This window comes from Streptomyces sp. BYX5S, assembly GCF_054724165.1.
The window spans coordinates 4,803,265-4,828,600 of record NZ_CM138829.1 but is presented as its reverse complement, the minus strand read 5'-3'; the positions used below and the strand labels follow the sequence as shown (position 1 = coordinate 4,828,600).

Below are 25,336 nucleotides of genomic sequence, written 5' to 3'. Positions count from 1 at the left end.
TACACCGTGTCACCGCATGCCTCAGCGCACCAACAGCGCGATGGCGACCCTCAGCCGGTCGAGATAGAACTCCCGTGACTCCGTTTGATGCTTGAGGCCGATGGATGTGCTGATCAGCGTCCGGGCGACGGCCACGGCGGTCTCCTCGCCCAGCCGCGCGGCGACGGCATCGGTGACCAGTCGCTCGAAGCGGCCCGGCACGGTCTCGACGAGGTCTCCGAGGAGACCGGGGTTGTCCTCGACGACCGCGCCGACGTCGTGCGCGAGCGGGCCGACGTAGCGCCCGGCCCACAGGTCGAAGGCCTCCACGAGACGCTCCCCGAGAGGACGGCCGGAGTCGGCCAGGGACTGCTCCACCGCCGTGATGTCCCGGTCGAGGGACTGGGTGACAGCGGCCCGGAACAACGTCTCCTTCGAGGAGAACAGGAAGTAGAGACCGGGGCGGGAGATGCGTGCCGCGCGCGCCACCTCCTCCATCGAGGTCTTGCGGTATCCGAAGCGCGCGAACGTCGTCATCGCCGAGTCCAGTACCTGGGAACGACGGCTTTCGGATGCGGGGCTGCTGGTCATGGTCCGAGCGTACGAGGACTGTTCCAGCTGTACAAGTTCCGTCCAGTTCGTATAGTCGCGGGCATGGACACCCATGCTTCCCGGCCGCTCATCACCACTGCCTTCACCGCTTCCAGCACCGCGGACGACGTCGTGCGCGGCGTGGACCTCACCGGGGTTCGCGCCGTCGTCACGGGCGCGTCCTCCGGGCTCGGCGCGGAGACCGCGCGGGCGCTGACCGCGGCTGGGGCGAACGTGACGCTCGCCGTGCGGAACACGGCCGCCGGTGCGGCCGTCGCCGGGCGCATCGCGCAGGAGACCGGAAGGGCCCGGCCCCGGGTCGCGCCGCTCGACCTCGCCGACAGGCGGTCCATCGCGCGCTTCGTCGAAGCGTGGGGCGGCCGCCCCTGCCATCTGCTCGTCAACAACGCGGGGTTGGTGACCGGCGGCCTCGAACGGACGCCTGAGGGCTGGGAGTTGCAGTTCGCGACGAACCACCTCGGCCACTTCGCGCTCGCCACCGGACTGCGGCGTGCCCTGGCGCGGGGAGCGGAAGAGCGCGGCGGGTCGCGGATCGTCGCCATCAGCTCCACGGCGCACATGCGGGCCGCCGTCGACTTCGACGACCTCCACTTCGAGCGGCGCCCCTACGACCCGCAGATCGCCTACGCCCGGTCCAAGACGGCGAACTCCCTCTTCGCCGTCGAGGCGAGCCGCCGCTGGGAGGGCGACGGCATCGTCGTCAACGCGGTGAACCCCGGCGGCGTCGCGACCGGGCTGCAACGCAACTTCACACGCGAGCAGCGGGACTCCCTCGACGCGGCCGAAGCCGCCGGGGTCTTCACGTACAAGACGGTCGGGCAGGGCGCCGCCACCGGCCTCGTGGCGGCCGTCGCCCCACAGTTCGCCCGCACCGGGGGCCACTACCTCGACGACGGCCGCGAGGCGTACACCGTGCCGAACGACGCCGAACTCGCGCGGCACCCGCACGGTGTCAAGGAGTGGGCGCTCGATTCCGCAGCCGCCCGACGGCTGTGGGCCCTGTCGACGGAACTGGTGGAGGGCTGAACGCGCCGGGTGCGAGGAAAGGCGTAAGAAAATGCCGTTTCCCCGCCGTCCCCCGGCGGAACGCGGAACGGCCAGTCATGGACCGGCGGTGTTACACAATCCGGACAGGTCCATGATCGGCCGAAGATGGCCTCACCCCTAAGGTCGTGGCACACGGACTTGACCGGTCCATGAAGCCGATGGGGGCCACGGGCCCCGTTCACAGGGGGAATCTCTTCATGTCCGCACGTTTCGCGAACCGCTCCGGCCGCCTCGTCCTCACCGCCGTCGCCGCGGTGTCCCTGTCGCTGGCCGCCACCGCCTGCTCGTCCGGTACGGGCAGCAGCGGAAAGCACTCCACCTCCACCGGGTCGAGGTCGGACGCGAAGAGCGGCGCGAAGACCGACAGCGACACCGACACCCAGGACGGCGCCGACGCCCAGGCCGCGTCGAAGACCGACGCCACCGGCGGTTCGGGCAGCGGCTCCGGGTCCGCCGGAAAGAGCGGACAGTCCGGAAAGTCCGCGGACAAGGGCATCGGCCAGTCCTGCGGCACCAACGACCTCGACTTCACCGTCAGCGCGCAGTCGCAGGCCGGCGGCTACTACCTGCTCACCGCGAAGGCCAAGCCGGGCATCACCTGCTACCTGGAGGGCACGACCGCCGACGTGGCCTTCGGCTCCGCGGCCGACACCCACGTGTCGCCCGCCGACCAGGCCGTCACCGACTCCATCAAGCTCTCCGGCTCGGTCAAGGCCTACGCGGGCGTCAACCCGAAGTCCGTGAACGAGAACGGCGGCAAGGAGTTCGGGCAGCTCATCGTCTCCGTCGGCGACACCGGCATCGACCCCGTCTCGCTGAAGCTCCCCGACACCGCCGAGGTCAACCGCCCCACCGCCACCAACTGGCACGCCGACCCGGCCGACGCCGTCCCCGCTGCCTGAGCGGACACCGGGCGGGGGGCCCTCACGTCGTCGTCCGGGTGTCCGTACGCGGCCGGGCCGTGCGCGGCGCCCGCACCGTCCGGCCCACCTCCGCGCGCAGCGCGACGAAATGCGGCAGCCCGCGCGTCGCGATCTGGTCTTTGCACGGTCGACGGGTCCTGGTGCGCGAGCTTCGAGGCGGCCTCGACGGCGTGTACCGCGTTGACCTGCCCAACGGCAGTGCGGCTACGGTGACCTGTTCGTCGCAGGTACATGACGGTGATCGCCACGGAGTCGGGCGAGGTCGGCCGGAGGGTGCTCCCCGCGGCCGGAAGACGCCGCGGGGAGCACGGGCGGAGTGGGTCACGTGTCGAGCTGCCTGCGGTCGGTGCCGCCCGAGATCGGGATGCGGCGGGGCTTGGCCTGCTCGGCGACGGGGATGCGCAGGGTCAGCACCCCGGCCTCGTACGAGGCGTCGATGCGGTCCGTGTCGAGTGTCTCGCCGAGGAACAGCTGGCGGCTGTACGTGCCGGCGGGACGTTCGGCGACGATCATCTCCGCACCCTCGGGGGCCGGATTGCTGCGCTCTGCGCGGACGTTGAGGACGTTGCGCTCCACGTCGAGGTCGATCGACTCGGGATCGATGCCGGGCAGATCGAAGTGGACGATGAAGTCGTCCCCTGCGCGGTAGGCGTCCATGGCCATGGCGGCGGGACGCGAGCTGGAGGCGAAGACCTGCTGGGCGAGTCGGTCGAACTCGCGGAACGGGTCGGTACGCATGAGCATCACTGGTCACTCCTCTCTTCAGGTGCTGTAGTGCGATGCCCTACGCCGACTTTGTGTAGCCCAAAGAAGGAGACCTGACAAGCCCCCCAGGGCTGGGGTGTCCGACGGGTGCGCGCCGACTGCTCCGTCATCCGCAGGGCGATACGCGACGCCGTCGTCGTCGGTGTCCCGTCCTCGGTGTCCAGGCGCTCGGCTCGGCGCCGCGCAAGAGCGGCAAGGAGGACAAGGGCGAACTGGACGTGCCGGTGACCTTCCGCGGAGTGAGACGTGCGGGGCGCGCTTCATGCGGCAGGTCCGAACCGGCGCAGGCGCTGGTGCGTCAAGGGGGTGGGCCCCACCGGTACGCCGGTGGGGCCCACCCCCTTCAGGCATCAGCCCTTCTCGACCGCGGTCGCGGAGCCCTCCGCTTCGGCGGCGCGGCGGTACTCCGCGTTGATCCGCTGGGCTTCCTCGAGCTGGTCCTCCAGGACGATGATGCGGCAGGCGGCCTCGATGGGCGTTCCTTGGTCGACGAGTTCCCGGGCGCGCGCGGCGATGCGCAACTGATAGCGCGAGAAGCGGCGATGGCCGCCTTCCGAGCGCAGCGGGGTGATGAGGCGGGCCTCGCCGATGGCGCGGAGGAAGCCCTGCGTGGTGCCGAGCATCTCGGCGGCCCGGCCCATGGTGTAGGCGGGGTAGTCGTCGTCGTCAAGACGCCCGAACGAGTCGTCTGCTGTCACTTGCACCTCTCTGTGAACACGCTCGAGGGGCCCTGGTGCCGAACGGCACCAGGGCCCCGAAGGAACTACTACACCATCTGCCGGTCCTGATACTTCGCCGGCCTTCTGTTTCCGCCTGCCCTGACGTACTGCTGCCGGGGCCGCGGGGATCGCGGTTGCTTGACCGGAGACCACCTCACTATCGATGTCCTGCGGTACCCGGACTCTGCTTTCCCGTCCGGGCGATCCTGATGGCGCTTGCTCCTCCGTTCAGCTTGTCTCTGTGGCTACGGCAGAAAGAATAGCCGGGCCGTATCGCAATGTCTACTGCGGCCGACATAGATTTTCGCGCACCTCGGAGTGAGGTGAGTCCCGGGCCGCGCCCCTTCTTTGATCGATCATTCGTCAGCTCTTGACGCGCTCGTCACGTGCAAGCAACATCCTCCTGCGCCTAGTGATAGGCATTATCACTCTATGAGAAGAGGTTCAGGTGAGGGCAGGCATCATCGGTCTGGGCGAGGCGGGAGCGCTCTACGCGGCCGGGTTCGTGGCGCAGGGCTGGCAGGTCCACGGCTTCGACCCGGTCGACGTGCCCACGCCGGAAGGCGTCGAGCGGGCCGCGACCCTGGAGGACGCCGTGCGCGGCAGCGACCTCGTGCTCGGTCTCACCGGGGCGAAGGCCGCACTCGCCGTGGCACGGGAGGCTGCCGGACATCTGTCGGCGACCGCCGTGTACGCGGACATGAACGCCGCGGCGCCGGAGCTGAAGCGGCAGATCGCCGACGTCGTCGGCGCGAGCGCGAACGCCGTGTTCGCCGATGTGTCGGTGATCGGATCCGTGCCGAAGTACCGGCACCGCACCGCCCTGATGGCCAGCGGCCCCGGCGCGCGGGCCGTCGTCGAGTACTTCGGCGCGCTGGGCGCTCCCGTCGAGGACCTCGGCGGCGACCCCGGCGCCGCCTCGGCCCGCAAACTGCTGCGCAGCCTGTTCATGAAGGGCCTCGGCGCCGTCATCGTCGAGGCCGTCGACGCGGGCCGCGCCGCCGGCGACGAACAGTGGGTGCGCCGGCAGGTCGCCGGGGAACTGGCCGACGGCGACGCGACACTGGAGCGCCTCTACCAGGGAACCGTCAAGCACGGCGAGCGACGGGCCCGCGAAGCGGCCGCCGCCGCGGACCTCGTCGGCGAACTCGGCCTCGACACGAGCCTCGCCAAGGCCATCGGCCACGTGCACACCCTCGCCGCCCGCCCCGAAGGGCTGCGGGACACCACCCGGGTCACCGCCGAACTCCTCGCCGGCTACGAAGGGCTGGCGACGGCGAACATCGGCGACGCGACCGAACGCCTCGGCCTCCTCGACTCCGGCATCAGCGCCCTGTGGCCCGGCGCGCGGGCCGTCGGCCGGGCCCTCACCGTGTGGACCCGCGCCGGTGACAACCAGGCGCTGCACCAGGCCATCAAGATCGCCCAGCCCGGTGACATCATGGTCGTCAACGGGGAGGGAGACGTCTCCCGAGCCCTGGTCGGAGAGCTGATCGCCGAGCGCGCCCGAGCCCGCGGCGTGATCGGCATGGTCCTCGACGGCGCCGCGCGCGACGTCGAGGTGCTCGCCGAGATGGGCTTCCCCGTCTGGGCGCGCGCGGTCACTCCGGCCGGTCCCTACAAGTTCGGTCCCGGCCACGTCGGGGTCCCGGTCGCCGTGGGCGGAGTCGTCTGCGCGCCCGGCGACCTCGTCGCGGCCGACGGCGACGGCGTGGCCGTCGTCCCCGCCGAGCGCGCCCAGGCCGTCCTGGCCGCGGCCCGCGAGGTGGAGGCCGAAGAGGCGCGACGGCGCACCGACATCCGGGCCGCGGCCGCGGCCACGCCGGGAGGAACATCATGATCGCCGTCTGGGCGCTGGGCTGCTACATCGCGGCCATCATCGTGTGGAACGCCGTCCTCAAGAGGAACATCGGCGAGGCACTCATCGTCGGCTTCCTCGTCACCGGCCTCTTCGCCGGTGGTGACATCGCGCATGTCATGTGGTCGGGGCTGGTCGAGGCGATGCAGGAGGAAGTCACCTTCGCCGCACTCGCCTTCGTCCTCATGAGCTACCTGCTCGCCCGCACCCCCGTCCTCGACCACCTCCTCGGCATCCTCAACTCGGTCCTCGGCAGGCTGCGCGGCGGCCCGGTCTACACCTCGACCGTCGCGGCCGGTCTGTTCGGAGCCATCGCGCACGTCGGGGCGGCGGTGACCGCCGCGGTCGGATCGGTCACCATCCCGTGGATGAAGCGGTCCAACGTGAGCGGCGAACTCGCGGCCACCGTCGCCGCGGGCGGCGCCGGCATGGGCGTCACCTTCCCGTTCAGCTCCACCATGTTCATCCTCATGGGCTCCGCGGGCGTCGCCTCCCTGGCCACCACCGACGACATCGTGCTGCCGCTGGCCATCGGTGGCCTGTGGTGTCTCGGCTACCGGCTCGTCGCCGCCTTCGTCATGGTGCGCCGCCACAAGGTGCAGCCCATCGACCGCGCCGACCTGTTGCCCCTGCGGGCCAGCCTGGGCGCCGGCTGGACCAGCCTGTTCCTGTTCGTTGCCATCGCCGTGCCGCTCGTCCTGACCAAGGGGCCCGTCGGGGCCGCCCTCGACGACCGCGTCGGCCTCGAACTGTCCGACGCGATCAGCCTCATCACCTGGATCCCCGTCCTGCTGATCGCCACCGTGCTGATCCTCGGGCGGCGCCACCTGCCCCGCTCCGGCGGCGAGTGGTGGAAGGTGCTCGGCGGCGCGGCCCCGCACTTCGGTGTCATCGGTGTCACCATCGTCGCCGCGTTCTCCGCCTCCAACGTGCTGGGCGAGCTCGGGCTGCCGCAGCAGCTGACCGATCTGCTGGCCGGGGTCGACGCGCCGAAGTGGGTGATGGCCCTGATCGTGGGTGTCCTCGTCGTCGGCGTGGCCATTCCCCTCACCGCCTCCGCGACGATGGCCGCCATCGGACCGGTCGCCGTCACCTCCCTCGTCGGGGCGGGCGTGCCCCCGGCGACCGCGTGCGTCGCGGTCCTCATCTTCGCGTCCACCGAAGGAGCCTCACCCCCGTCCGGCGCGCCCATCTACGTCGCCAGCGGCATCGCCGGCATCGACCCGGCGCGCACCTTCCTGCCCCTGGCCACGTACTACTGCGTTCCCATCCTGCTCGTGGGCGCCGCCGTCGCCACCGGCGTCCTCCCCGTCTGAACCGGAGACCCTCATGACCCGACGACTCCTGCACGTGCTCTTCCGGCTGAGCATCGTCGCCTTCCTCATCGGCGGTACCGTGACCGTCCTCGGCCAGGCCCTCGGCATCGTCCTGGGCGACGCCGCCTGGGTGGAGACCGTGGCCGCGGACGCCGGACCGGCCACCTGCGTCGCGGCGAGCATCTGCGGCATGCTCTCGTTCGTCCTCTCGTACGGGAAGCAGGACGGCGCCGACGAGACGGCCGAGGCCCACGCGCCCCGGCCGGTGGCCTCGGCCGCCACCCACTGACCGCGGTCCGCCGGAGGTCCTGACGCACGGTCCGCACGCGCGGACTGATAAGTCTTATCGAGTCCTCGAGTGCCGACCGACGATCCAGGAGCCATCCCCATGCCCGCTGAGTCCGCCTCCACCATGCGCTCCCTCGACCGGGCCTTCGACGTCCTGGGCGTACTGGAGGACAGCCGCCAGCCCCTGCGGCTGAGCGAGGTGGCCCGCCGCGCCGGACTGCACGTCGCCACCGCGCAGCGGATCCTCAACGTGCTCGTCGACCGCGGCTACGCGGCCAAGGAGGACACCGGCTACACCGCCGGAGCGGCGGCTCTCGCCACCGCCCACGCGTTCCTGGTCACCAACCGGCTCAGCCAGGTCGCCCTCCCCGTCCTCCAGGAACTCGCCGCCACCACCCACCTGGCGGCCAGCCTGTACGTACGTGTCGGCTCGGCGCGCGTGCTGATCGCACGCGTCGAGGGACGCAACCCGCTGCGCTACCAACTCCCCATCGGCGAAAAGCTCCCGCTCCACCTCGGCGCGGGAAAGGCGCTGGCCGCGTGGCTCCCGGAGCCGGAGCTCGACACCTTCGTCAAAGAGGTCACCCCGTTCACCCGGGTCGCGGGAGAGCAGGTCACCGCGGACGGACTCGCCGCGGAACTGCGCGGCGTCCGGGAAGACGGCTACGCCCTCTCGCTGAACGAACGAGCCCTGGGAGTCGCGGCCGTCAGCGCCCCCATCCGCACCCCCGAACAACTGCTGGGCGCGCTCAGCGTCACCGGATCCAGCACCGAACTCGCCCCCGAAGACCACCCCCGCCTCATCGGCGAGGTACGCCGGGCAGCCGACGCCATCGCCGCCCGCTGCCCCTGACAGAAAGCCCGGCCGTGCCACTGCCCACGTACCAGGAACTCTCCGAACGCACCGACGCCCCCGCCGGCTCCAGCTGGCACCTGTTCCCCACGACGCCGGAACGCGGCATGGCCAACTTCGCGGGCCCGCACCAGATCCGCCGCGCGAGCGACTGCGTCACCCGCGGCAGTGCCTTCAACCTCGACCACGCCCTGAACGCCTTCGACCCGCCCATGTCGAAGGCCCGCGGCGTGCCGCGCCACCGCATCACCGCCAAGCACGACCAGGCGCGCGACGACTCCCTCGACGGCTTCCACCTCCAGGCCACCACCCAGATCGACGGCCTGCGCCACCGCCGGGCATCCGGCCACGGCTTCTACAACGGGGTGCCGGACGCCGACATCGCGGTCGGAACACCGGCCCTGGGCGTGCAGGCGTGGGCCGAGCACCCCCTGGTCGGACGGGGCCTCGTCATCGACGTCGAGGGACTGCTGCGCGACCGCGGCACACCGCTGGACCACCGTGAGGGCCCGGCCCTGTCCACCGCCCTGCTCGACGAGGCACTGGCGGCGCAGGGCTGCGCGGTCGAACCCGGCGACCTGGTCCTCGTCCACACCGGCTGGGCCGAGTGGTACCTGACCACGGACCCCGATCAGCGCGCCGCCACGCGCGAGAACCGCCGCGCCACCGGCTTCGCGCAGCGCCGCGACTTCGCCGCGTGGTGCTGGGATCATCGCGTCGCTCTCCTGGCCACCGACACCTTCGCGGTCGAGGTCCTCCCGGTCACGGCCGACAGCGACTTCCACGCGAGCGCACCCGAGGACGCCGGGATGATGCACCAGGAGCTCATCGCCAAGCTCGGCCTGCCCCTCGGTGAACTGTGGAACCTCACCGCCCTGACGCACGACAGCCGCCAACACGGGCAGTGGGACTGCCTGTTGACGGTCAAGCCGCTGAACCTCACGGGCGGTGTGGGGTCGCCTGCCAACGCGACCGCGCTGCGATAGCGGACGCGGTGGCGGGCGACCCCCGCCCTCAGACGCGCACCAGCGGTGTGTCCACCAGGTGCTCCGCCACGAACCACGCCTGGAGCTCACCGGTCCTGATCACCTGCGACACGAGCAGGTCGTTGGTGCCGTCGTCGCCGAGTCCAGCGGCGCGGACCGACGCCTCGTGGGCGGCGACGAGCACCGACTCGTGCGCCTCCAGGAGGCGCGACAGCATCGCCGGGACCTGCTCCACGCCGTCCGGCGGCCGCGGGATCGAGGTGATCTCCGCGACGTGCCGGGGGTCGCCGACCGCGACCCCGCCGAGCGTCTGGACCCGCTCGGCGAGCGTGTCCACCAGTTCCAGCTGTTCCCCCGCGTGCTTGTCGAGCACGAGATGCAGCTGGTAGAAGGTGGCGCCGCGCATCAGCCAGTGGTGCTTCTTGTAGAGGCCGTACAGGATCTGCGTGTCGGCCAGGATCCGGTTCAGGTCCTGGCACGAGGACATCCGTGTCTCGTACGAGAGGCCCAGCGGGAACTGCTTGACGGTCCCGAACTCCTGGATCACCTCGCCCTTTTGGTGCAGCCACGGCTGACTGCCGCTGTTGCCCGGGGAAGCGGTGCTCATCGTTCCCATCCCCGTTCAGCTCGTCGCGCGCACGGCGTCGAGGATCAGCTGGGCGACCTCCTTGGGTCGCGACACCGCGACCGCGTGCGAGGCGCCCGCCAGCTCCACGACCGTCGCCCCGGCGCGCTCGGCACCGAACCGCTGCACGTCCGGGTTGATGGCCCGGTCCGCGTCCGCCACCAGCGCCCACGACGGCTTCGAGTGCCAGGCGGCGACCGCCGCCCGCTCCTCGAACACGGCCGCCGCCAGCGGGCGTTGGGCCGCGGCGAGCACCTTGGTGACATCGGCGGGGACGTCGGCGGCGAAGATGCCGGGGAAGGCGTCCGCGGCGATGGTGACCTCGACGGCCGGCTCGCCGCCCGGCGCCGGGTAGGTCGCCTCCTTGAGGTTGCTCACCAGCGGCGACAGCGGGTAGCGGCCCTGGAGTTCACCCAGGCTCTCACCCTCCTCGGGAACGTACGCGGCGACATAGACGAGCCCGACGACGTTCTCCTCGGCACCCGCCACGGTGATCAGCGCGCCGCCGTACGAGTGACCGACCAGGATCACCGGGCCCTCGACCTGGGCCGCGACCGAGGCGACGTACGCGGCGTCGGAGGCCACCGAACGCAGCGGGTTGGACACCGCCACGACCGGGACGTCGTGAGCCTGGAGTTCGGCGATGACACCGGACCAGCTCCCGCCGTCGGCGAAGGCGCCGTGCACCAGGAGGACGGTCGGCGTGCTGCCGGTCGGTTCGGAGGTGGGTGTGGACATGGGGATACTCCTCAAGAAGGTTTGGGGCAGGCGGGCGTGACGCGCCGTCAGGCGTTGTGCAGCGCCGAGCGCAGCGTGCTCACGGCCAGGCCGATGGCGGCCTCCGCGGCGTGCGTCTCGCGCAGGGCGTTGAGCATCACGAAGTCGTGGATGACACCCTGGAACCGGACCGCGGTGACCGCGACACCGGCCGCACGCAGCTTGTTGGCGTACGCCTCGCCCTCGTCGCGCAGCACGTCCGCCTCACCGGTGATCACCAGCGCCGGCGGCAGTCCCGTGAGCTGCTCGGTGCTCGCGCGCAGCGGCGACGCGGTGATCTGCGCGCGCTCGTCCTCGTCGGTCGTGTACTGGTCCCAGAACCACTGCATCCCGTCGCGGCGCAGGAAGTAACCGGTGGCGAACTGGTGGTACGACGGGGTGTCGAAGCTCGCGTCGGTGACCGGGTAGAACAGCACCTGGTGCAGCGGCGTCACATCGCCGCGCTCCTTGGCCATCAGGGTCAGCGCCGCCGTCATGTTGCCGCCGACCGAGTCACCGGCCACCGCGAGCCGCGCGCCGTCGAGCCCGTGCCCCGCGCCCTCGGCGACGACCCACCGGGCCACCGCGTAGTTCTGCTCGATGGCGACGGGGTAGCGGGCCTCGGGGGAGAGGTCGTACTCGGGGAAGACGACCGCCGCGCCGGCGCCGACGGCCAGCTCGCGGACCAGCCGGTCGTGCGTGTGGGCGTTGCCGAAGACCCAGCCGGCGCCGTGGATGTAGAGGACGACCGGCAGGGTGCCCTCGACGCCCGCGGGGCGCACGATCCGCGCCCGGACCGAACCGGTGGGGCCGCCCTCGACGGTCACCCACTCCTCGTCCACGGCGGGCAGCTCGACGTCGCCCGACTGCACCTCGTCCACGGCCTTGCGGCCCTCGGCGGGGGCGAGGTCGAACAGGAACGGCGGGGTGGCCGTGGCCTCGGCGAACGCGGCGGCCGCGGGTTCGAGGACCGGGCGGACGGGCTCAAGACCGTCGGACATGGTGAACTCCTGATGTGTTTCCGGGCGTTCCGGTCGGTCCGGTACGCACACCCCGAAACTAGGCGCGAGCGGACGAGGGAAATGCTCCGAGAGCGCACGGGTTCCGTTCCGTCTGCGCACGGACGCGCAGGTCACGCCGTCGCCGCGCGGGCCCGCCACTCGCGCGGAGACACCCCGTACGCCGCCCGGAACACCCGGCTGAAGTGGGCCGGGTTGACGAAGCCCCAGCGCTGCGCCACCGCCGCCACCGTGGGGGCCGCCCGGCCGGGGCGGCCCAGCTCGTGGGCGCAGCGCTCCAGGCGGCGGCGCTGGACGAGGCGGTTGACCGTGATGCCCTCGTCCTGGAACAGCCGGTGCAGGTAGCGCACCGAGATGTGATGGGCGCGCGCGACGCTCTCCGGGGACAGGCCCGGGTCCGCGAGCTCCCGCTCGATGTGCTCGCGGATCCGCGCGACGAGCGGGGCCCGCTTGTCCTCGGCCGCCGCGCCGGGCCTGCCGCCCGCCTCGGTCAGCAGCGCCGCGAACAGGTCGACGACCCCCGCGGCGAGCCGGTTCGCGACGGCCGGCGAGCAGGCCCGCGCCGAATCGACCAGGTTCGACACGAACCCCGCGAGCACGGCGCCGAACCCCTCCGCGCCGTCGATCGCACCGCCCGTCGCCCGCTCCACCTCGTCGTCCGCGAGACCGAGAACATGCCGGGGGACGTGCACGACGCGGGTGGCGGCACGGTCCGCGAAGGACAGCGAGTACGGGCGCGCCGTGTCGTACACCAGCAGATCGCCCCGCCCCGCGACGGTCCGCCGGCCGCCCTGTTCCAGGGTCGCCGTGCCCGCCAGCTGCACGCTGACCCCGACGAACTCCTCGGCCGCGCCCGAGATGTGCCGCGCGGTGCGCTCCGCCCGGTGCGCGTCGGCCTCCACCGCGGCGACCCGCAGCCGCCCCACCCGCCCGGCCTCGACGCGCCCCGCGAAGGGAGCCGCGCCCCGCGCTCCCGCGCGCGCCGGGCCGGACGCGACCGGACCGACGCGGACGGGCACCAGGGCCCGCCCCAGCGCCTCGCTCCAATAAGCGAGTCGGTCCCCGTCGGTGACCGTGTCCGTCGAGAGCACCAGGCTCATCGGTACGTCCCCCCTCGTTCTCCGCGGGCGGGTGCGTACGGCGCATGCCCGGCGTCCTGGGGCAAGCCAACCAGTGCGCCTGCGACGGCTCCAGGCAGGAAGCAGGCAGAAACGGCAGGAACGGGATGCCGCCCGCCGCCTGCCCGGACCTCACGCGTCGAGCCGCGCCAGCCGCTCCCGGGCCTCGGCGACCTGCCGCGGATCGGCGTCGGCGCCCAGCGCCACCAGGCGCGCGAACGTCTCGCGCGCCTGTGCAGGGTGCCCCGCCGACAACAGGGCGTCGCCCAGCGGAACGAGATAGATGCTCTCCAGGGACTCGTTGTCGTCGGCCCGGCACATCGTGACCGCCGTACGCAGGTGCCGGACGGCCTGGTCCCACTCGCGGACGGACGCGTGCACCTTGCCCATCGTGGAGTGCAGGCCGATCCGGGTGACCATGGCGATGTGCGGCTCGACGTGGTCGGCGACCCGGGCGAGGAAGGCCAGGGCGTCGACGCAGGCGGCCAGCGCCTCGCGCGGCTGGTCCTGGAGGGCCAGCAGCGGGCCCATGGTGTGCCGGGCCTGGAGGCTGCCGTGCACCTCACCCGCTTCCTCGAACAGGGCGGCGGCCTGCCGGGTGTGGACCATCCCCTCCCGCCAGTCGCCGGTGTTGCGCAGCGCCCACGACTGGTAGTAGTGCGCCCAGCCCTGCTGCGCCGTGTCGCCCGCGCGCTCGGCGGCCTCGAGGGCGCGCGCCGAATACTTCAGGCTGTCCTCGATCCGGCCCTCGCACATCAACAGCGCCCACGCGTGGTAGTTGAGGTGCGTCGCCTCCAGCAGCGGATCGCCCAGGGCCTGCGCCGCCTCCGCCGCCAGGCCGAACACCTCGGGCCAGTGCCCCCAGAAGATCCACAGGTCGGAGAACCAGTGCAGGGCCTCCGCCACCTCCACGACCCGGCCGTGCTCACCCGCCGCGGCGGCCGCGCGCAGGGCGGCCAGCCAGTTGGCGGCCTCGGCCTGGAGCCACTGCCGGGCCCGCTCGTCCGACGACAGGTCGACCGTGCCCGTCCACGACGCGGGCGGCGCCCCGTGGCCCGGCTCGTACCAACGGCCCGCCACCACCGTCGTGTCGAGCAGCCACGTGTCCAGCGCACGCCGTACCCGCCGTGCCGCCTCGGCGTCCTCCTCGTCCGCCAGCCGTCCGCGCGCGTACAGGCGCAGCAGATCGTGCAGCCGGTAGCGGTCGCCCTGCGAACCCAGCAGACCCGCCTCGACCAGCTCCTCCAGCGTGTCCTCGGCGTCGAACACCGGCTGCCCGGTGAGCGCCGCGGCCCCGGCGGCGGCGACGTCGGGGCCCGGCACCAGCGAGAGCCGCCGCAGCAGCCGGGCCGCCGGGGGAGTGAGCTGCTGGTACGACAGGTCGAAGGCCGCGGACACCCGGACGTCGCCCGCGCTCAGTGCGTCAAGACGCCGCTCATCGCGGGCGAGCCGCTCGGCGAGCCGGGCCACCGGCCAACCGGTCCGCGTGGCCAGCAGGTTGCCCGCCACCCGTAGCGCCAGCGGCAGGTGTCCGCAGCGGCGGGCGACCTCCGCGAGGGCCTCCGGCTCGGCCGCCGTGCGCTCGGCGCCGACCAGCGAGCCGAGCAGCGCCGTCGCCTCCGCGGGACTCAGCTCGCCCAGCGGCAGCCGCTCCACACTGTCCAGACCGGTCAGCATCCGGCGGCTGGTCACCAGCACCAGCGCCGCACCCGACCCCGGCAGCAGGGGGCGCACCTGCGCCTCGTCGCGCGCGTTGTCGAGGACCAGCAGGCAGCGCCGTTCGGCGAGCAGGTGCCGGTACAGCTCCGCGTGCCCGTCCGCCCCGGCCTTCGACAGCTCGCGGTCGGCGACCCGGAGTGCCTTGAGCACACCGAGCATCAATTCGCCGGGCGCGGGCGGCTCCTCGTCCATCCCGCGCAGGTCGACCATCAACTGCCCGTCCGGGAAGCGGTCGGCCAGCTCGCGCGCGGTGTGCAGCGCCAGCGTCGTCTTGCCCGCGCCCGGCGGCCCGGACACCGCGACCACCACCGGCTGCCGCCCCTCGGACACCTCCGCGAGCGCCGCCAGGCGCTCCAACTCGGGCCGTCTGCCCACGAAGTCGTCCACCCCGCGCGGAAACGCCCGGACGCCGACCGGGCTGTAGTCGACGTCGCGTCCGGCGCGCGCCGTGGTCAGCAGCCGCTCCCGGTCGTCCTCGCCGAGCCCGAGCCCGTCCGCGAGCGCGGCGACGGTGCGCCGCTGCGGCGCGGCCCGCCGCCCGCGCTCCAGATCCCCGATGCCGCGCACGCTGACGCCGGACGCCTCGGCCAGACCTTCGATGGTGAGCGACGCCGCCCGGCGCAACTCCCGCAGCACGACCCCGAAGGCCGCCTCTTCCCCGGACACTGTCCCCCTCCGGCCGGCGTGTGCCGGCGCAAACCCCTCACTCATGATCAATTCAGATTCTAGAGGGGGAGAAAGGGCCTATCTGTTAAAGAAAGAGGAAAGTCCGAAACGATGCGCGCCCGCTCTCACACCCCTTCGGTGCGCACGAGCTGGTCCCGCAGCCGCAGCATTCCGCGCCGCGCGTGGCTTTTCACCGTGCCGAGCGGCCAACCCGTGAGCTCCGCGATCTGGGTCTGGGTCAGGTCGTCGTAGAACGTCAACTCCAGGACCCGGCGCTGCGCCGCGGGCAGCTGCTCCAGTTCGTGGGTGACCACGACCTGGTCGAGCACCCGCTGGGCGTCGTGTTCCTGCACGTGCTGATGGACCGCCAGCTCGGCCCCCGCGGCGCCCAGCAGCTCCGTGCGGCGGGTGCGCGCGCTCAGGGCGTCGGCCACCTTGCGGCGGGTGATGCCGACGAGCCAGCCGGCCAGCCGGCCGCGCTGGGGGTCGAAGTTCCGCCGCCCGCGCCACGCCGCGAGGAAGACCTGCTGGGTCACGTCCTCCGCCTCGCGTGCGTCGCCCAGTGAGCGGTACGCCAGCGTGTGCACCAGCGTCGCCCAGCGGCGGTAGACGCCTTCGAGTCCTGCCTCGTTGCCGCGCAGGAGCTCCGCGGCGAGTTCGTCGTCGGAAAGCTCCACGGATCGCTCTCCGGATGCCGCGCCCGGCGCTGCGGCTTCCGTCGTGGTCAGTAGGACAGACATGGCCCGGTCCTTTCGCCGTCGGCTGCCGGACTCACTGTCCAGGCAAAAGAGGCCGGGTTCGACTTGCACCGTAGTTGCATCGATATGGCCGCCCGACGCCTCGGCCGAGACGCCGGACAAGCCCTACAACCTGCGACGAATCGCCTGCCAGGTCGACGGCGGGGGTTCGGTCGGTGCGGCGGGCCCCGATCTCGCGGCGCGCGCCACGCGCGCCAGCAGGCCGAGCGTCGACAGGCAGGTGCGGCACCCGAGCACGTGCTCGGTGTCGAGGGGCCCCGCATCCTGGTTCAGCGCCACCAGCGCGAGTTCCTCGACCGGTGGATGCCGGTCACAGGGCGGCGTGGACGTGGTAGGCATGGCGCACCTCGCGCTTTCGTCGGGCGTGGGGTCCGGGGCGGGCGGCGCTGTCCCGCAACTCTCACTCCTAGTTCCGTGCGAAACGCGTGGTTGGATGCGTGCATGCGCGGGCAAAGGAGCCGCCAGGTGGAGAGCGATGGCGCATTGCTCTTGCAACGATAAGGTGCATGTATGGACCAGCAGGCGTACGGCGAGCGGGTGGACACCGTCGACGGCGCGGCCGACGAGACGGTCGGTGGCGCGGTGGTCGACGCCTCGTTCGACGCGGCGACGGAAGGTTTGCCCGACGGCGCCGGGCTCACCTCCGGAACCGTCGCCCGGCGCCTCGGCGTGTCGCCCACCACCCTTCGCTCCTGGGACCGGCGCTACGGTCTGGGGCCCGCCCGCAGGAGCGAGGGCCGGCACCGCCGGTGGTCCCCGGAGGACGTCGCCATGCTGGAGGCGATGTGCCGGCTGACCTCGCAAGGGGTGCCTCCCGGTGAGGCCGCGCGCCTCGCCAAGAGCGGGACGCATTCCGCCGCGGCGTCCCCCTTCGACGAGGCCGCGCCCGGCCACGGCACGGAGGGCGGCGGCAGCGCGGCGGGCGCCGACCACGCCGGTCTCGCCCTCGGGATGGTGCGCCCCGAGTGCCGCGGACTGGCCCGCGCCGCCGTGCGCCTCGACGCCGACACCGTCGAGGACCGTCTGCACGCGTTCCTGCGCGCCCACGGCGTCGTCGCCGCCTGGGAGGAACTCATGATGCCGACGCTGCACGCCGTCGGCCGCAAGTGGGAGACCGCCGGAGACCGCTACGTGGAGGTGGAGCACTTCCTGTCCTGGCACGTGTCCACGGCCCTGCGCTGCGCGCCCTTCCTCGACCGCCGCCCGGTCCGCCGCGAGGGCCCGCCCGTCCTCCTCGCCTGCACCCCCGGCGAGCAGCACACCCTCCCGCTGGAAGCGATGCACGCGGCCCTCGCCGTGGAAGGCCGCCCGGTACGGATGCTCGGCGCCGCCGTCCCCGCCGACGCCCTCGCCGAGGCCGTGCAGCGCACCGGCCCCACGGCCGTGATGCTCTGGGCCCAGACACGCTCCTCCGCCGGCTCGCCGCTCGCCGAGCACCTCATGCGCGTGGGCTGGGGACTCAAGGGCGCGCGCCAGAAGCCCGTCATCCAGCTCGCGGGCCCCGGCTGGCGGGGCACGACCGTCCCCGGCGCCTCGTATCCGTCCACCCTCGGCGACGCGCTGGCAGCCCTGCGGGGACGGTGACACGGGGCCGTCCGAGTGCGGGCGCATCCGTCGGCGGACCTCGCGCGGAACCTTCTGGGACGGCCGGAACAGCCGCGCCGACGGACGGAAGAGGTGCTCGCATGTCCGCTCCCGGCACACCCGGAGGCCGCGCGTCCGCAGCCCAGGACCGTGCGGACGTGCTCGTCATCGGGGCCGGCGTCGCCGGACTCGCCTGCGCGCGGGACCTGGCGGCGGCCGGTGTCGACGTGCAGGTCCTCGAAGCGGGCGACGACGTGGGCGGCAGGATGCGCTCGGACGAGGTCGACGGATTCGTGATCGACCGCGGCTTCCAGGTCTGCAACACGTCCTACCCGCAGCTCCGGCGCAGACTGCCCCTGCGCAGCCTGCGCCTGCGGCCCTTCACCCCCGGCGTCCTCGTCCACGGGCCCGCCGGACGGCTCCGGTTCAGCGACCCCACCCGCCGCCCGCGCAGCCTGCCCGACCTGCTGCCGGGCCGCTTCGCCGGGCCCCGCGACCTCGCCGCGCTCGGTGCGCTGTCCGCCCGCGACATGCTGGCGCCTCCCCGGCGCCTGAAGCGGTCCACCGACACCACCACGCGGACCGCGCTGGCGGACGCCGGGATCTCGGACGAACTCGTCGAGCGGTTCTTCCGGCCGTTCCTGTCCGGGGTCTTCCTGGAGGACGAGCTGGAGACGTCCTCCCGGTTCTTCCACCTGGTGTGGCGGAGCATGCTGCGCGGCACGCTGTGTCTGCCCACCGGGGGCGTCGGCGCGCTCCCGCGGGCCCTCGCGGCCGCCCTGCCCCCGTACGTCGTACGGCTGGAGTCACCCGTCGCCGGGCTCACCGACGCCGGAGTGCTGACCGCCGAGGGCGACGAGATCCCCGCGCGGGCCGTCGTCGTGGCCACCGGACCGGGCGCCGTCGCCGGGCTGCTGCCCGACGTCGCCACGCCGGAGACCCGCGTGGTGACGACGTACTACCACGTCGCCCCGCGGTCCCCGCTCGGCGAGCCGACCCTGCTCGTCGACAGTCGGCGCCGCTTCCTCAACACATGTGTGCTCAGCGACGTCGTGCCCGAGTACGCGCCGCCCGGCCTCGCCCTCGTCGCCACCTCGGTGCTCGGCCGGAACACGGCGGGCCGGGAGCGCGCGGTCCGGGCCGCGGCGGGGGAGGCGTACGGCACCGGCACCGACGGCTGGGACCTGCTCACCCACCGCACCGTCGAGGACGCGCTGCCCGCCATGACACCCCCGCAGCCGCTGACCCGCACCACGCGCGTGACACCGGGCCGGTACGTGTGCGGCGACCACCGGGCCACCGGCTCGGTCCAGGGCGCGCTGGCCTCCGGCGCCCGCGCCGCCCGCGAGGTGCTGCACGACCTGCGGCACTGAGCCGCAGGCCGTGCAGCGGGTCACGGAGCCGCGTCGCCGCGCTCCCGCTCGTCGCGCAGCAGCTCGTCCAGGTCGGCCAGCCGGTCAAGCCCGCGGACCGGCTGCGCCATCCTCGGATTGTGCTCAAGACGGGCCCGGTGGCGGTGCAGGAACGCCCAGTACCCGGCGGTGAACGGGCAGGCCCGGTCGCCCGTGCGGTCACCGGGCCGGTACGTGCACCCCTTGCACAGATCGCTCATCCGGTTCACGTAGGCGCCGCCCGACGTGTACGGCTTCGTCGTCATGCGGCCGCCGTCGGCGTACTGGGACATGCCGACGACATTGGGCACCATCACCCAGTCGTAGCCGTCGACGAAGCAGCGGTGGAACCAGTCCGTGACCGCCTCCGGGTCCCAGCCCCGCTGGAGCGCGTGGCTGCCCAGCAGCATCAGGCGCGGGATGTGGTGGGTCCAGCCGGTGTCCCGGACCTGCGCGAGCGTCGTGGCCAGACAGCGTGCCCGTACGGCGTCGGCGTCCAGCTCCAGGAACCACTCGGGCAGCGGTTCGTGGTGCCGCAGCGCGTTGCGGTGGCGGTAGTCCTCGCCGAAGTGCCAGTACAGCTGCCACACGTACTCGCGCCAGCCCGCGACCTGCCGCACGAAGCCCTCGACGCTGTTGATGGGGGCGTCGCCCGCCCGCCAGGCCTCCTCCGCGCGCTCCACGCACTCCGCCGGGTCGAGCAGGCCGAGGTTGAGCGAGGACGACAGGAGGCTGTGGCTCAGCACCGGATCCTCGGCCAGCATCGCGTCCTCGTGCGGCCCGAACCCGGAGAGCCGGTGCTCCACGAACCGGCGCAGCGCGGACAGCGCCTCACGCCGCGAGGCGGGGAACCGGCGCGGCCCGTCCCGGCCGACGAACTTCACGTCACCGTCGCGCTCCCACCGGTCGAGGTCCCGGCGCACCTCCTCGTCGATCTCGTCCTCGCGCGGCCGGTACGGCGCGGGGGCGCCCAGGGTGCGGGCCCCCTTCGGCGGGGGCTCGCGGTTGTCGTGGTCGTGGTTCCAGCGCCCGCCGGCCGGCTGGTCGCCGTCCATCAGCAGCTCGTGCGAGCGCCGCACCCACCGGTAGAAGTCCTCCTGCCGCAGCTGGCGTCCGCCGTGACCGTCCGCCCACGCGCGGAATTCGTCGTGCGGCACGAGGAAGCCCCGCGCGGGCAGCACCCGCACCGATTCCAGCGACTTCACCAGCCGCAGCGCCGCGTACGAGGTCGGATGGCTCACGGTCACCGGACCGCCGTCCGGCACCGCCTCCCGCAACCCCTCCGCGTACGTCTCGGCCCGCACGTACCGGACCCGGTCGCCGAGCTCCGCGGCGCGGTGCCGCATCGCGGACAGCACCAGGTGTGCCTTGGCCCGGTGGAAGCGGCGACGGCGGAACACCGAACGCGCCTCGATCATCACCACGGGCACATCGCCCAGGCCGCTGAGGTGGTGCGGCCCCAGCTGGTCGCCGAAGAGCCAGTGGGGGTCCGTCATGCGGGTGTCTCCTCGCTCGCCGGTCCCGGGGTGTGTTCCGCCGGGATGCCACCCATGTTTCGCGACGGCGCCGGGCGCCGGATGCGGTGACACGGCCGGTCAAGCCATTTGGATCTCGGTGCAACCGTTCGGCCGCCGTCCCCGGAAGAGGTGTCACCAGCGGACGGAGTACGCACTTCGTCGCGGGAGGGGCGCTTCCGGCACGGCTAAGGACACGTCATGAAGCTCAGCGAGGAACTTCCCGTCGATCACACGCTCGCCCGCGTCTACCGCTACGGCGCCGGGTTGTGCGGAGTCATCCTGCTCGTCTTCGGCTGCCTCGGGTTCGCCGATCAGCTCAGCCCCTTCAACACGGACGGCACCCAGATCGCCGGGATGTCCACCAACGGCGTGCTCAGCCTGATCTCGGTCGTCGTGGGCCTCGTCCTCATCGGTGGCGCCGTCGTCGGCGGCAACGTCGCATCGACGCTCAACATGGTGGTCGGCGGCCTGTTCGTCCTGAGCGGCTTCTACCACCTCTTCGTCCTGGACCGCCCCGCCAACTTCCTGGGCTTCGGCATGTCGAACGTCGTGTTCAGCTTCGTCATGGGCCTGCTGGTGGCCTGCTTCGGCATGTACGGCCGGGTGTCGGCCGGCCTCCCGCACGACAACCCGTACTGGCGCCGCCGCCACCCCCGTCAGGCCGCCCGCGAGTCCCTGGCCCGCCGCCACGGCCCGACCCCGGGCGCGCTGGCCCGCGCCGGTTCCTCGGCCCGCGCGGTCACGTCCACCGAACGCTGAGGCGCCGGGCGCGGTTCAGCCGGCCGGGCGGTACTCCTGCTCCGGCCGGCCCGTCGCCCCGTACCGCAGCCGCATCCGCAGCAGCCCCTCCGTGCACAGCCCCGCGAGGTGGCGCTGCGCCGTGGCGCGGGAGATGCCGATGGCGAGGCCGACCTCCGCCGCGGACCGGGCCTCCCCGGCCTCCCGCACGGTGGCCAGGACCAGGTGACGCGTCGCGGCGTGCGCGCCCGTGGGGCGGTCGCGGCGCGGTGGCGGGGCCGAGAGCGCGGCCACCGCGTCGTCGATCGCGTCCTGGTCGACGTGCGGGGACTCCAGCGCCCGGCGGAACCGGGCGTAGCCGCGCAGCCGGTCGATCAGGCGCTGCGGGGGAAACGGCTTGGCGAGGTACGCCAGCGCGCCCGCCGACAGCGCCGCACGCACCGTCCGCCCCTCCGTCGCCGCGCTCAACACGAAGCTGTCGCACGGCAGTTCACGCACCAGGTCCACCCCGGACCCGTCCGGCAGATACACGTCCACCAGTGCCAGATCGACGTGCCGCTCCCGCACGATGTCGCGGGCCCGCCCGGCCGACTGCGCGGTGGCCACCACTCTGAAGCCGGTGGCCTGGGCCGCGTGGGAGGCGTGCAGGTCCGCCACGTGGAAGTCGTCGTCCACCACCAGCACCGACAACGTGGATCGTTCGCTCACCGTGCCTCCTCCAGTACGTCCGGCAGCCTCGCCACGAACACGGCTCCGCACGGGTCGTCGCCCGGTGCCACCAGCTCGACCTCGCCGCCCCGGCCGCGCGCGATCTGCCGCACCAGCGCCAGGCCGACACCCCGGCCGCCGGGCACCGGGCCGTCCTCCTTGGTGGAGAAGCCCTCCTCGAAGACGGCCTCGGCGCGGTCCGCGGGCACCCCGTCGCCGCTGTCCGCCACGGTGATCACCAGCGTCGTGTCCTGGGCCATCAGCTCCACCTCGACCTGACGTGCCGAGCGCCCGCCCTCGCCCGCGGCGTGCACCGCGTTGTCCAGCAGATTGCCGAGGACCGTGGTGACATCCACGGGCTCGGTGACGGGGGAGTCGACCCAGGTGCCCTCGCCGAGCACCAGCTCCACGCCCTTCTCCCGCGCCTGCGCGGCCTTCGCGCGCAGGAAGGTGCGCAGGTAGGCGTCGTCCACCGCGTCCAGGCCCGGCAGGGACACCGACGCCGAGCCCGCGCCGGTCAGCTCCTCCAGGTAGCGCGCCGCCTGCGTCAGGTGTCCACCGTGCACCAGGCCCGCCACCACGTGCAGCCGGTTGCTGAACTCGTGGCGCTGGGCGCGCAGCGCCGAACTCATCGCCTGCACCGCGTCCAGCTGCCGGGTCAGCGACTCGACGTCCGTACGGTCCTGGACAGTGACGAGCGTGCCCAGGTCGCGGTCGGCCCTGCGCACCCGCCGCGCCGTCACCACGAGCAGCCGGTCACCCGCCGCGGTCACCACCGGCTCGCCGCCTCCGCCGTCCGCCCGCGCGGCGCGGGCCACCGCCAACACCCGTGGGTTCAGGCCCCAGCCGGACACCGGGGCGCCGAGCTGGCCGTCCACCCCGAGCAGCCGCCGCGCCTCGTCGTTGACGACCGTCACCCGCTCCCGCGCGTCCAGGGCGAGCACACCCTCGCCGATCCCGTGCAGTACCGCTTCCTGCTCCTGCACCAGACCCACCAGCTCCTCCGGTTCCAGGCCGAGCGTGAGCCGCCGCCACCGCCGGGCGAGACCGGCGGACGCCAGCACCCCCACGAGCAGCGCCACCGCCAGGCAGGCCAGACCGCCGAGCAGGACCCGGACCACCTGGTCGTGCACATGGCTCGCCGCGACACCGGCATTGGCCTCGCCCACCACGCGACGGCTGCCCGGGGCGTAGACCGGGACCTTCGCCACGATCTCCTCGCCGAGGTGCGCGTGGTCGTGGTCCAGCACCTCGTGCCCGGACAGCGCGCGGGACGGGTCGGTGCTCACCATGCGGCCGATCTCGCTCTTCTGCGGGTGTGCGAGCCGGACGCCGCGGTCGTCCGTCACGACGACGAACAGCGAGTCCGTACGTGCTCGGGCGGCCTGCGCCAGCGCCTGCACCGGTCCCGCGGCGAGGGCGTCGACGTCGTCCTCCGCGCGGGCCGCCCGGCGCCCGTCGGGTGACACCGAGTAGCGGGCCGCCTGGGCACGCACCACCGGATTCGCGGCGACGGTGCGGGCCACGCCCAGCGCGCGCAACTGGTACTCGCGCTCCACGTGCCGGTCGTTGACGTATGCGAACGCTCCGAAAGCGGCGGTGAGGGCCAGCGCGACGACCGCGCTCTGCATCAGCAGCACCTGGGTGCGCAGCCGCAGGCGCCGCTCGCGCCACCGCACCGACCTGGAGAACTTCACGCCGCGACGTTATCCGCCGCCCCCGACGGTGCCGTCGGGGGCCCCGTCCTCGCGTGCGCTCAATGAGCAGAACCCGCACAAGGCGGGTTTCGCGGCTTGCGCACGCAACCTGTTCGGCGCGGATCGGCGCGGGATACGTTCGCCCGGCCCGTACGCCGGGCCCTCCCTCGGCCCCTCGCGTGGCCGTCCTGCCAGAGCCGCATCCGTATCGACCAGGAGTTCCACCATGACGCCATCGACCGCCGAGGCCCGGGACGGCCTGCGCGACCGCACGCGGGGAGGACGCCGGTGACCGCGCACACCTGGGGCCTGCTGGCCATCCTCGTGCTGTCCATCGTCGCGCTGATCGCACTGATCAACTCGCGGCTGCGGCTGCACCCCTTCCTCGCCCTCACCCTGGTCTCGCTCGCCGCGGCCGTCGCCGCCGGTGAGCCCGCGCAGAAGATCGCCGAATCGCTGGAGACGGGCGCCGGGTCCATCCTCGGCGACGTCGGTGTCACCCTCGCCTTCGGCGCGATGCTGGGCCGGCTGCTGTCCGACTCCGGCGCCACCGACCGCATCGCCCGCCTCATCGTCGAACGGGCCGGACGCCGGTCGCTGCCCTGGTGCATGGCCGGCGCCGCGTTCGTCATCGGCATCCCGATGTTCTTCGAGGTCGGCCTGATCGTCCTGCTGCCGCTGATCTTCAGCGTGGCCCAGCGGCTGCGCGACGACCACGGCATCAAGGGCTCCCCCTACGTGCACCTCGCGGCCCCGGCCATCGCCGCCCTGTGCACCCTGCACGGCATGGTGCCCCCGCACCCCGGACCGCTGATCGGGGTGAACGGACTGCACGCCAACCTCGGCCTGACCATCGGCGTCGGCCTGGTGTGCGCGATCCCCACGGTGATCCTGGCGGGACCGGTCTACGGCCGGTGGATCGCGCCGCGCCTGGACGTCCCGCCCGACCGTGCGCTCGTCGCCCAGTTCACCGGCGCGCGATCCGACGACGACACCGCCACGGAGACCGACCGGCCGCGCCGGAGCGTGCCCACCGGGTGGGCGGTCGCCGCGGTCCTCGTACCCGTCGTGCTGATGCTGCTGAACACCATCGCCGACCTCGTGCCCGCACTGCCCGCCGGGCTGCGGCACGCCCTCGCCCTGACCGGTTCGCCGGTCGTCGCGATGTTCTTCGGGCTGCTCTTCGCGCTGTTCGTCGTGGCGCTGCCCAGCGGAGTCGGCGGCGAGGCGATCCGGGACTCGCTCGGCGAGAGCCTGCGCTCCGTGGCCGGCATCCTGCTGATCATCGCGGGCGGCGGCGCCTTCAACCAGGTCCTGGAGGACTCCGGCATCGGCAAGGCGGTGGAGTCGGCCGCCTCCGGAGCCCACCTCAACGTACTCGTCCTGGGCTGGCTGCTGGCGCTGCTGCTGTCGTTCTCGACGGGCTCGGCGACGGTCGGCATCGTCGCGGCCACCGGAGTCCTCGCCCCGCTGGCCGCCACGGAGTCACCCCTGGCCACCTCGCTGCTCGTGGTCGCCATCGGCGCCGGGTCCGTGGGCCTCAACTACGTGAACCACGCGGGGTTCTGGCTGGTCAAGGAGTCCTTCGGCATGACACTCGGCCAGGCCACCAAGTCCCACACCGTCATCCAGACGCTGGTGAGTGTCTGCGGACTGGTGATGACGCTGCTGCTGTCGACACTGGCCTGACCGTG

Annotated in this window: 24 protein-coding genes; 11 read left to right on the top strand and 13 right to left on the bottom strand. The window is 73.0% G+C overall.

The window, feature by feature from the left end; all coding sequences use genetic code 11:
• Nucleotides 1-21 precede the first annotated feature (21 nt).
• Complete coding sequence (locus ACYBSK_RS22040) at nucleotides 22-570, bottom strand: TetR/AcrR family transcriptional regulator (protein WP_460243003.1); 549 nt, start codon at nucleotides 568-570, stop codon at nucleotides 22-24.
• 63 nt (nucleotides 571-633) lie between these two features.
• Here ACYBSK_RS22040 and ACYBSK_RS22035 point away from each other — a divergent pair, with 63 nt between their 5' ends.
• The gene (locus ACYBSK_RS22035; RefSeq protein WP_460243002.1) at nucleotides 634-1,617 is read left to right on the top strand and encodes an SDR family NAD(P)-dependent oxidoreductase; all 984 of its coding nucleotides are present in this window, start codon (nucleotides 634-636) and stop codon (nucleotides 1,615-1,617) included.
• Between the two features lie 218 nt (nucleotides 1,618-1,835).
• Entirely contained in the window at nucleotides 1,836-2,540 is a 705-nt protein-coding gene (locus ACYBSK_RS22030; RefSeq protein ID WP_460243001.1) for a DUF4232 domain-containing protein, read from the top strand.
• A gap of 342 nt (nucleotides 2,541-2,882) precedes the next feature.
• Here ACYBSK_RS22030 and ACYBSK_RS22025 read toward each other — a convergent pair whose 3' ends face one another.
• Nucleotides 2,883-3,305 carry an Hsp20/alpha crystallin family protein gene (locus ACYBSK_RS22025; protein WP_457478915.1) on the bottom strand — a complete coding sequence of 141 codons (423 nt, stop codon included), beginning with the start codon at nucleotides 3,303-3,305 and terminating at the stop codon, nucleotides 2,883-2,885.
• A 371-nt stretch (nucleotides 3,306-3,676) separates the two neighbouring features.
• Nucleotides 3,677-4,024: a MerR family transcriptional regulator gene (locus ACYBSK_RS22020; RefSeq protein ID WP_457478911.1), complete on the bottom strand. Its 348-nt coding sequence runs from the start codon at nucleotides 4,022-4,024 to the stop codon at nucleotides 3,677-3,679.
• A 469-nt stretch (nucleotides 4,025-4,493) separates the two neighbouring features.
• Between ACYBSK_RS22020 and ACYBSK_RS22015 the strand changes: the two genes are divergently transcribed.
• From ACYBSK_RS22015 to ACYBSK_RS21995, 5 genes are all read left to right on the top strand, one after another.
• Nucleotides 4,494-5,885, top strand: coding sequence for an RraA family protein (locus tag ACYBSK_RS22015; protein WP_457478910.1), 1,392 nt, complete (start codon nucleotides 4,494-4,496; stop codon nucleotides 5,883-5,885).
• The gene (locus ACYBSK_RS22010) at nucleotides 5,882-7,219 is read left to right on the top strand and encodes a TRAP transporter large permease subunit (protein WP_457478909.1); all 1,338 of its coding nucleotides are present in this window, start codon (nucleotides 5,882-5,884) and stop codon (nucleotides 7,217-7,219) included. Before ACYBSK_RS22015 ends, ACYBSK_RS22010 begins: the two co-directional genes overlap by 4 nt.
• Before the next feature lie 13 nt (nucleotides 7,220-7,232).
• The gene (locus ACYBSK_RS22005; protein WP_457478908.1) at nucleotides 7,233-7,508 is read left to right on the top strand and encodes a hypothetical protein; all 276 of its coding nucleotides are present in this window, start codon (nucleotides 7,233-7,235) and stop codon (nucleotides 7,506-7,508) included.
• A gap of 99 nt (nucleotides 7,509-7,607) precedes the next feature.
• The gene (locus tag ACYBSK_RS22000) at nucleotides 7,608-8,360 is read left to right on the top strand and encodes an IclR family transcriptional regulator (protein WP_457478907.1); all 753 of its coding nucleotides are present in this window, start codon (nucleotides 7,608-7,610) and stop codon (nucleotides 8,358-8,360) included.
• Nucleotides 8,361-8,374: 14 nt separating this feature from the next.
• The gene (locus ACYBSK_RS21995) at nucleotides 8,375-9,346 is read left to right on the top strand and encodes a cyclase family protein (RefSeq protein WP_460243000.1); all 972 of its coding nucleotides are present in this window, start codon (nucleotides 8,375-8,377) and stop codon (nucleotides 9,344-9,346) included.
• Between the two features lie 28 nt (nucleotides 9,347-9,374).
• Here ACYBSK_RS21995 and ACYBSK_RS21990 read toward each other — a convergent pair whose 3' ends face one another.
• The 7 genes from ACYBSK_RS21990 to ACYBSK_RS21960 all read right to left on the bottom strand — a co-directional run bounded on the left by ACYBSK_RS21990 (nucleotide 9,375) and on the right by ACYBSK_RS21960 (nucleotide 16,346).
• Complete coding sequence (locus ACYBSK_RS21990) at nucleotides 9,375-9,953, bottom strand: Dps family protein (RefSeq protein ID WP_457478905.1); 579 nt, start codon at nucleotides 9,951-9,953, stop codon at nucleotides 9,375-9,377.
• 15 nt (nucleotides 9,954-9,968) lie between these two features.
• Nucleotides 9,969-10,709 carry an alpha/beta fold hydrolase gene (locus ACYBSK_RS21985; protein WP_460242999.1) on the bottom strand — a complete coding sequence of 247 codons (741 nt, stop codon included), beginning with the start codon at nucleotides 10,707-10,709 and terminating at the stop codon, nucleotides 9,969-9,971.
• Between the two features lie 47 nt (nucleotides 10,710-10,756).
• Nucleotides 10,757-11,728 (bottom strand): alpha/beta hydrolase, encoded by a 972-nt coding sequence (locus tag ACYBSK_RS21980; protein ID WP_460242998.1) that lies wholly within the window; start codon nucleotides 11,726-11,728, stop codon nucleotides 10,757-10,759.
• A 131-nt stretch (nucleotides 11,729-11,859) separates the two neighbouring features.
• Nucleotides 11,860-12,846, bottom strand: coding sequence for an AraC-like ligand-binding domain-containing protein (locus ACYBSK_RS21975; protein ID WP_460242997.1), 987 nt, complete (start codon nucleotides 12,844-12,846; stop codon nucleotides 11,860-11,862).
• Nucleotides 12,847-12,996: 150 nt separating this feature from the next.
• Nucleotides 12,997-15,249 carry an ATP-binding protein gene (locus ACYBSK_RS21970; protein ID WP_460242996.1) on the bottom strand — a complete coding sequence of 751 codons (2,253 nt, stop codon included), beginning with the start codon at nucleotides 15,247-15,249 and terminating at the stop codon, nucleotides 12,997-12,999.
• A gap of 125 nt (nucleotides 15,250-15,374) precedes the next feature.
• A complete protein-coding gene (locus ACYBSK_RS21965; protein WP_460242995.1) occupies nucleotides 15,375-15,989 on the bottom strand; it encodes a sigma-70 family RNA polymerase sigma factor in 615 nt (204 codons plus the stop codon).
• A 123-nt stretch (nucleotides 15,990-16,112) separates the two neighbouring features.
• Nucleotides 16,113-16,346 carry a hypothetical protein gene (locus ACYBSK_RS21960; RefSeq protein WP_457478899.1) on the bottom strand — a complete coding sequence of 78 codons (234 nt, stop codon included), beginning with the start codon at nucleotides 16,344-16,346 and terminating at the stop codon, nucleotides 16,113-16,115.
• Nucleotides 16,347-16,517: 171 nt separating this feature from the next.
• Here ACYBSK_RS21960 and ACYBSK_RS21955 point away from each other — a divergent pair, with 171 nt between their 5' ends.
• Both ACYBSK_RS21955 and ACYBSK_RS21950 read left to right on the top strand, forming a co-directional pair.
• Nucleotides 16,518-17,591 (top strand): MerR family transcriptional regulator, encoded by a 1,074-nt coding sequence (locus ACYBSK_RS21955; protein WP_460242994.1) that lies wholly within the window; start codon nucleotides 16,518-16,520, stop codon nucleotides 17,589-17,591.
• Nucleotides 17,592-17,692: 101 nt separating this feature from the next.
• The gene (locus ACYBSK_RS21950; protein ID WP_460242993.1) at nucleotides 17,693-18,964 is read left to right on the top strand and encodes an NAD(P)/FAD-dependent oxidoreductase; all 1,272 of its coding nucleotides are present in this window, start codon (nucleotides 17,693-17,695) and stop codon (nucleotides 18,962-18,964) included.
• 20 nt (nucleotides 18,965-18,984) lie between these two features.
• Here the strand turns inward: ACYBSK_RS21950 and ACYBSK_RS21945 are convergent, their stop codons facing one another.
• On the bottom strand, nucleotides 18,985-20,478 hold the full coding sequence (locus tag ACYBSK_RS21945) for a cryptochrome/photolyase family protein (protein ID WP_460242992.1): 1,494 nt from the start codon (nucleotides 20,476-20,478) through the stop codon (nucleotides 18,985-18,987).
• A gap of 219 nt (nucleotides 20,479-20,697) precedes the next feature.
• On the opposite strand from ACYBSK_RS21945, the gene ACYBSK_RS21940 reads away from it, so the two are divergent.
• The gene (locus tag ACYBSK_RS21940; protein ID WP_460242991.1) at nucleotides 20,698-21,258 is read left to right on the top strand and encodes a DUF4383 domain-containing protein; all 561 of its coding nucleotides are present in this window, start codon (nucleotides 20,698-20,700) and stop codon (nucleotides 21,256-21,258) included.
• 15 nt (nucleotides 21,259-21,273) lie between these two features.
• Here the strand turns inward: ACYBSK_RS21940 and ACYBSK_RS21935 are convergent, their stop codons facing one another.
• Both ACYBSK_RS21935 and ACYBSK_RS21930 read right to left on the bottom strand, forming a co-directional pair.
• Entirely contained in the window at nucleotides 21,274-21,945 is a 672-nt protein-coding gene (locus tag ACYBSK_RS21935; protein ID WP_460242990.1) for a response regulator, read from the bottom strand.
• Nucleotides 21,942-23,642, bottom strand: a complete 1,701-nt coding sequence (locus ACYBSK_RS21930) for a sensor histidine kinase (RefSeq protein ID WP_460242989.1) — start codon at nucleotides 23,640-23,642, stop codon at nucleotides 21,942-21,944. Before ACYBSK_RS21930 ends, ACYBSK_RS21935 begins: the two co-directional genes overlap by 4 nt.
• Before the next feature lie 288 nt (nucleotides 23,643-23,930).
• Here ACYBSK_RS21930 and ACYBSK_RS21925 point away from each other — a divergent pair, with 288 nt between their 5' ends.
• Nucleotides 23,931-25,331 carry a GntP family permease gene (locus ACYBSK_RS21925; protein WP_460242988.1) on the top strand — a complete coding sequence of 467 codons (1,401 nt, stop codon included), beginning with the start codon at nucleotides 23,931-23,933 and terminating at the stop codon, nucleotides 25,329-25,331.
• Nucleotides 25,332-25,336 lie beyond the last annotated feature (5 nt).

Coding starts and splice junctions, on each gene's coding strand:
- ACYBSK_RS22030 (WP_460243001.1), top strand. CDS start 1,836: ATGTCCGCACGTTTCGCGAACCGCTCCGGCCGCCTCGTCCTCACCGCC.
- ACYBSK_RS22035 (WP_460243002.1), top strand. CDS start 634: ATGGACACCCATGCTTCCCGGCCGCTCATCACCACTGCCTTCACCGCT.
- ACYBSK_RS21965 (WP_460242995.1), bottom strand. CDS start 15,989: ATGTCTGTCCTACTGACCACGACGGAAGCCGCAGCGCCGGGCGCGGCA.
- ACYBSK_RS22005 (WP_457478908.1), top strand. CDS start 7,233: ATGACCCGACGACTCCTGCACGTGCTCTTCCGGCTGAGCATCGTCGCC.
- ACYBSK_RS21990 (WP_457478905.1), bottom strand. CDS start 9,953: ATGAGCACCGCTTCCCCGGGCAACAGCGGCAGTCAGCCGTGGCTGCAC.
- ACYBSK_RS21955 (WP_460242994.1), top strand. CDS start 16,518: ATGGACCAGCAGGCGTACGGCGAGCGGGTGGACACCGTCGACGGCGCG.
- ACYBSK_RS21980 (WP_460242998.1), bottom strand. CDS start 11,728: ATGTCCGACGGTCTTGAGCCCGTCCGCCCGGTCCTCGAACCCGCGGCC.
- ACYBSK_RS22025 (WP_457478915.1), bottom strand. CDS start 3,305: ATGCTCATGCGTACCGACCCGTTCCGCGAGTTCGACCGACTCGCCCAG.
- ACYBSK_RS21985 (WP_460242999.1), bottom strand. CDS start 10,709: ATGTCCACACCCACCTCCGAACCGACCGGCAGCACGCCGACCGTCCTC.
- ACYBSK_RS21940 (WP_460242991.1), top strand. CDS start 20,698: ATGAAGCTCAGCGAGGAACTTCCCGTCGATCACACGCTCGCCCGCGTC.
- ACYBSK_RS22040 (WP_460243003.1), bottom strand. CDS start 570: ATGACCAGCAGCCCCGCATCCGAAAGCCGTCGTTCCCAGGTACTGGAC.
- ACYBSK_RS21950 (WP_460242993.1), top strand. CDS start 17,693: ATGTCCGCTCCCGGCACACCCGGAGGCCGCGCGTCCGCAGCCCAGGAC.
- ACYBSK_RS21960 (WP_457478899.1), bottom strand. CDS start 16,346: ATGCCTACCACGTCCACGCCGCCCTGTGACCGGCATCCACCGGTCGAG.
- ACYBSK_RS21975 (WP_460242997.1), bottom strand. CDS start 12,846: ATGAGCCTGGTGCTCTCGACGGACACGGTCACCGACGGGGACCGACTC.
- ACYBSK_RS22000 (WP_457478907.1), top strand. CDS start 7,608: ATGCCCGCTGAGTCCGCCTCCACCATGCGCTCCCTCGACCGGGCCTTC.
- ACYBSK_RS21945 (WP_460242992.1), bottom strand. CDS start 20,478: ATGACGGACCCCCACTGGCTCTTCGGCGACCAGCTGGGGCCGCACCAC.
- ACYBSK_RS22010 (WP_457478909.1), top strand. CDS start 5,882: ATGATCGCCGTCTGGGCGCTGGGCTGCTACATCGCGGCCATCATCGTG.